A 4,017-nucleotide genomic window follows, 5' to 3' on the forward strand; every position below is an offset into this window, starting at 1 on the left:
CCACCCCGGAGGCGGCCGCCGCCGAGACCACCGGCGGCGCGGCCACCGAGAAGCCCTTTGGCCAGTAACGGGGTGTCATGGCGGTGAGCGAGACGCGGGGCGGGCTCTGGCGCACGGTGCTGGGGCGTGGGCTGGCCACCGCCGCCGACCTCTCCGGCCTGGTGGCCCGGAAGCTCAGCGCCGCCGCGGATCCGCGGGCGCGGCTGCTGCGGCGGCGCCGGCGCGCGCTGCGGTGGGGCCTGATCTTCGCCGTCGGCTGTGTGTTCTGGGCGGCGGTGACGATGCTGCTGGCGGCGTGGGGATGGTTCGCGCTGCTGCTCGAGATCACCGGTGCCGTCTCGGTCGTCATGGCCATCCCGGCGACGCTGTTGCTGCTCCGCTACCGGTGGCTGCGGGCCGAGCCGCTGCCCACGCCGCGCCCGGTGAACGTGCGCCGGCTGCCGCCGCCCGGTTCGGCGGCGCGGCCCGCGATGTACGCGCTGGGCGCCTCCGAACGGGGTTTCCTCTCGCTGCTCAACGTGATCGAGCGGGGCTCGATGCTGCCGACCGCCGAGATCCGCGACCTGACCGCGGCGGCCAACAAGTCCTCGGCGGCCATGGCCGCCACCGCCGCGGAGGTGGTGTCGATGGAGCGGGCGGCGCAATCCAGCGAGTCGTCGCGCTCGTATCTGGTGTCCACGATCAACGCGTTCACCGCGCAGCTGAGCGCCGGCGTCCGCCAGTACAACGAAATGGTCACCGCCGCAGCGCAATTGGTGTCGTCCGCCAACGGCGACCAGTTGGCCGCCTCGCAGCGCTATCGCACCGAGCTGACCGGGGCGACCGACCGGCTGGTGGGTTGGGCGCAGGCGTTCGACGAACTCGGCGGTCTGCGCGGCGCCAGCTGACCGGTTCCGGACGGGCTAGAACGTCGCCTTCAGGGACGGCAGCACCACCGCGGCCAGGCCGCGAACGGTCGCCTTGAACATGTCGAACAAGTCGAAGTAGTCGCGCCACAACGTGATCTTTCCGTCGTGCACCTCGAACACGCCGCACACCCAGAACTGAAGCCGCAGCGGGCCGAAGATCAGGGCGTCGGTGCGCTCGGTGAGCACCGCCCCGCCGTCGGCGGCGACGCGGTGGATCTTCACCTCGAAGGCGGCCCGGCCGTCCATCTGGCGGAACAGCTTCATGGCCCTGGCGCGGCCGTGAATGGTCGGCAATCCGACGTTTTCGTAGACGAGGTTGTCGTCCAGGGCCGCGTCGGCGGCGTCGTAATCCGCATCTTGCAGGGCGTTCAGAAAGCCCTCGACCGTGCGGGTGTTCGCAACGGCCGTCCCGGTCAGCTCGGTCATGAGGGCCAGCGTAGGCGAGCGTCGCGGCCGCGCGCTGTGGCAGGGTAGGGCCGATGCGTGTCGCCGTGGTCGCCGGGCCGGATCCCGGGCACTCGTTTCCGGCCATCGCGCTGTGCCAACGCTTCGCCGACGCCGGTGACGACCCCACGCTGTTCACCGGCGCCGAGTGGGTCGACACCGCCCGCGCGGCAGGCATCGCCGCCGCCCCGCTGGACGGGCTGGCGGCCACCGACGACGACGTCGACGCCGGCGCGCGGATCCACCGGCGCGCGGCGCGGATGGCCGTCCTCAACGTGCCGGCGCTGCGCGCCTTGGCGCCCGACCTGGTGGTGTCCGACGTGATCACGGCCGGCGGCGGCATGGCCGCCGAGTTGCTGGGCGTCCCGTGGATCGAGCTCAGCCCGCATCCGCTGTACCTGCCGTCGAAGGGGTTGCCGCCGATCGGCAGCGGTCTGGCGCCCGGCACAGGGATCCGCGGCCGGCTCCGCGACGCCACGATGCGCGCGCTCACCGCACGGTCGTGGCGCGCGGGCCTGCGGCAGCGCGCGGCCGTGCGGGTCGAAATCGGGCTGCCGGCGCGCGACCCCGGGCCGCTGCGGCGGCTGATCGCCACCCTGCCCGCCCTCGAGGTGACCCGCCCGGACTGGCCCGCGGAGGCCGTGCTGGTAGGCCCGCTGCACTTCGAACCGACCGATCGGGTGCTGGAAATCCCGGCGGGCCCGGGCCCCGTGGTGGTGGTCGCCCCGTCGACCGCGTCGACCGGCACCGAGGGGCTGGCCGAGGTCGCGCTGGCCCGGTTGCGGCCGGGCGAGACGCTGCCGGCGGGATCTCGGCTGGTGGTCTCGCGGCTCGGGGGAGCGGACTTGCCGGTGCCGCCGTGGGCGGTGGTCGGGCTGGGCAGCCAGGCCGAGTTGTTGCGACACGCCGACCTGGTGATCTGCGGCGGCGGGCACGGCATGGTGGCCAAGACGCTGCTGGCGGGGGTGCCGCTGGTGGCGGTGCCCGGCGGCGGGGACCAGTGGGAAATCGCCAACCGGGTGGTGCGGCAGGGCAGCGGGCGGCTGATCCGGCCGCTGACCGCCGACGCGCTGGTGGCCGCCGCCAACGACGTGCTGTCCGCGCCGCACTATCGGGCGGCCGCGCAAACCGCCGCCGCGAGCGCCGCCGGGGTGAGCGATCCGGTGCGGGTGTGCCACGAAGCGCTGGCGATGGCGGGATGATGGTCGGGGTCGGCGGAAGGAGGGCGACAGCCATGAGGACGATCGCGGCGGGCGGCCTGCTTCTCGCCGCCTTGATGTTCGGCCCGGGGCTGGCCCGCGCCGACAGCGCCGACGAGCAGCAGGCGTGTCAGCTGATGGACGACCCGGCGGCCGCCGAGCAGGGGTTCGCTCCGGCCGAATACGCCTTCATGCGGTTGCGCGCCAGGATGTCGGCGGAGTGGGCGCGGACCATCATGTCGGTGGCGGTGCAGGACTACTGCCCCAATCACCTGATCGACCTGCCGGCCAGCTGGCGGTGACGCGGCCGGTGTCCGATCGCCGCCGGGTGGGTATCTTGCTGGCGTGCGGCTAACGGAATTCAACGAGCGGGTCATCCTGCGATTCGGGGCGGCGTACGGCTCTTCGGTGCTGGCGGACCACGTGCTGACCGGCTTCGACGGCCGGACCGCCGCCCAGGCGATCGAGGACGGGGTCGAGCCCCGCGACGTGTGGCGGGCCCTGTGCGTCGACTTCGACGTGCCACGCGAACAGTGGTGAGGTCGCGGCTTATTCGTAGGGCGGGTATTCGTGCCGCCGGAGGAGGCCCGCGAGGTGGACGGCGTTGCGGGCGGCCGTTTCGGTCGTGGCGGCCACCGCTTCCGGCGCCTCGTCCAGGTCGTTGAAATTCGTGCCCTGCATCGCCTCGCCGTTCCAGTAGGTGCAGCCCTGGGCGGGGATCGAGAACCCGATGTCGTTGAGCGCCTGAAAGAGGTCGGCAACGATCTTGTGCGCCCCGTCCTCGTTTCCCACGACCGCCGCCAGCGCCACTTTCCCCACCATGCGGGGCCGTCCGGCGTCGTCCTTGTCGGAGATCGCCGCGTCGAGGCGCTCCAGGACGCGCTGCGCGACGCTGGACATGTGGCCGACCCAGGTGGGCGTCGAGAGCACGACGATGTCCGCCGCGGTGATCTTCTCCAGCAGCGCCGGCCACTCGTCGCCCGGGCCCATGTCGGCTTCCACGCCGGGCAGTAGCGCCAGGTCCACGCAGCGCACCTTGTCGCCCTCGGCGCCCGCGCGGCGCAGTTGAGCGAGCAGTTGGTCGGCGATCAGCTCGCTGCTCGACGGCTTCGGGCTCTTCTTCAGGGAGCAGGTCAGGGCGAGGGCGCGCAGCGAGTCTGTGGACATGACGCTCGGCTACCCGTGCGCGACAGGGGCAAACGGCGCGGCGCCTACCTCCGGTCCGGCGGTGGCGTCTCGAACACGCAATCGCCGCAGACGGCCCGTCCGGGCAGGCGGTAGAAGAGGCAGCAACTGCGGCGTTTGAAGTCCAGGCGCGGGCCGGCGACGACGCCCGAACCGGCCAGCACGCCGATGCCCAGCAGCGCCCGGGTCGTGTCGGCGATCCGCGGGCCGAGGTCGGGTCGCGCCGCCAGCAGCGCCCGGGCGGCCCCGGCCAGCGCGGACGCGACGTTGCCCGCGAGCAG

At 73.2% G+C, this 4,017-nt stretch carries 7 protein-coding genes; 4 read left to right on the forward strand and 3 right to left on the reverse strand.

What is annotated here, in order from left to right; all coding sequences use genetic code 11:
- The first annotated feature begins 77 nt into the window (after nt 1-77).
- Nucleotides 78-887, forward strand: a complete 810-nt coding sequence (pspM, locus tag HMPREF0591_RS29545; RefSeq protein WP_007172549.1) for a phage shock envelope stress response protein PspM — start codon at nt 78-80, stop codon at nt 885-887.
- 15 nt (nt 888-902) lie between these two features.
- On the opposite strand, the gene HMPREF0591_RS29550 is transcribed toward pspM, so the two are convergent.
- On the reverse strand, nt 903-1,334 hold the full coding sequence (locus HMPREF0591_RS29550; RefSeq protein ID WP_007172550.1) for a limonene-1,2-epoxide hydrolase family protein: 432 nt from the start codon (nt 1,332-1,334) through the stop codon (nt 903-905).
- A gap of 53 nt (nt 1,335-1,387) precedes the next feature.
- Here HMPREF0591_RS29550 and HMPREF0591_RS29555 point away from each other — a divergent pair, with 53 nt between their 5' ends.
- The 3 genes from HMPREF0591_RS29555 to HMPREF0591_RS29565 are packed head-to-tail and all read left to right on the forward strand — an operon-like array spanning nt 1,388 to nt 3,091.
- Nucleotides 1,388-2,554, forward strand: coding sequence for a glycosyltransferase (locus HMPREF0591_RS29555; protein WP_007172551.1), 1,167 nt, complete (start codon nt 1,388-1,390; stop codon nt 2,552-2,554).
- A 32-nt stretch (nt 2,555-2,586) separates the two neighbouring features.
- Nucleotides 2,587-2,853: a hypothetical protein gene (locus tag HMPREF0591_RS29560; protein WP_040624469.1), complete on the forward strand. Its 267-nt coding sequence runs from the start codon at nt 2,587-2,589 to the stop codon at nt 2,851-2,853.
- Between the two features lie 43 nt (nt 2,854-2,896).
- Nucleotides 2,897-3,091, forward strand: a complete 195-nt coding sequence (locus HMPREF0591_RS29565; protein WP_007172553.1) for a DUF3046 domain-containing protein — start codon at nt 2,897-2,899, stop codon at nt 3,089-3,091.
- Between the two features lie 9 nt (nt 3,092-3,100).
- On the opposite strand, the gene HMPREF0591_RS29570 is transcribed toward HMPREF0591_RS29565, so the two are convergent.
- Nucleotides 3,101-3,718, reverse strand: a complete 618-nt coding sequence (locus HMPREF0591_RS29570; protein WP_007172554.1) for a flavodoxin family protein — start codon at nt 3,716-3,718, stop codon at nt 3,101-3,103.
- Nucleotides 3,719-3,762: 44 nt separating this feature from the next.
- The coding region (locus HMPREF0591_RS29575; RefSeq protein WP_007172555.1) for a (2Fe-2S)-binding protein at nt 3,763-4,017 on the reverse strand (255 nt) is incomplete at its 5' end.

The organism is Mycobacterium parascrofulaceum ATCC BAA-614, from assembly GCF_000164135.1.
Taxonomy (GTDB): Bacteria; Actinomycetota; Actinomycetes; order Mycobacteriales; family Mycobacteriaceae; genus Mycobacterium; species Mycobacterium parascrofulaceum.

Coding starts and splice junctions, on each gene's coding strand:
- pspM (WP_007172549.1), top strand. CDS start 78: ATGGCGGTGAGCGAGACGCGGGGCGGGCTCTGGCGCACGGTGCTGGGG.
- HMPREF0591_RS29555 (WP_007172551.1), top strand. CDS start 1,388: ATGCGTGTCGCCGTGGTCGCCGGGCCGGATCCCGGGCACTCGTTTCCG.
- HMPREF0591_RS29560 (WP_040624469.1), top strand. CDS start 2,587: ATGAGGACGATCGCGGCGGGCGGCCTGCTTCTCGCCGCCTTGATGTTC.
- HMPREF0591_RS29550 (WP_007172550.1), bottom strand. CDS start 1,334: ATGACCGAGCTGACCGGGACGGCCGTTGCGAACACCCGCACGGTCGAG.
- HMPREF0591_RS29570 (WP_007172554.1), bottom strand. CDS start 3,718: ATGTCCACAGACTCGCTGCGCGCCCTCGCCCTGACCTGCTCCCTGAAG.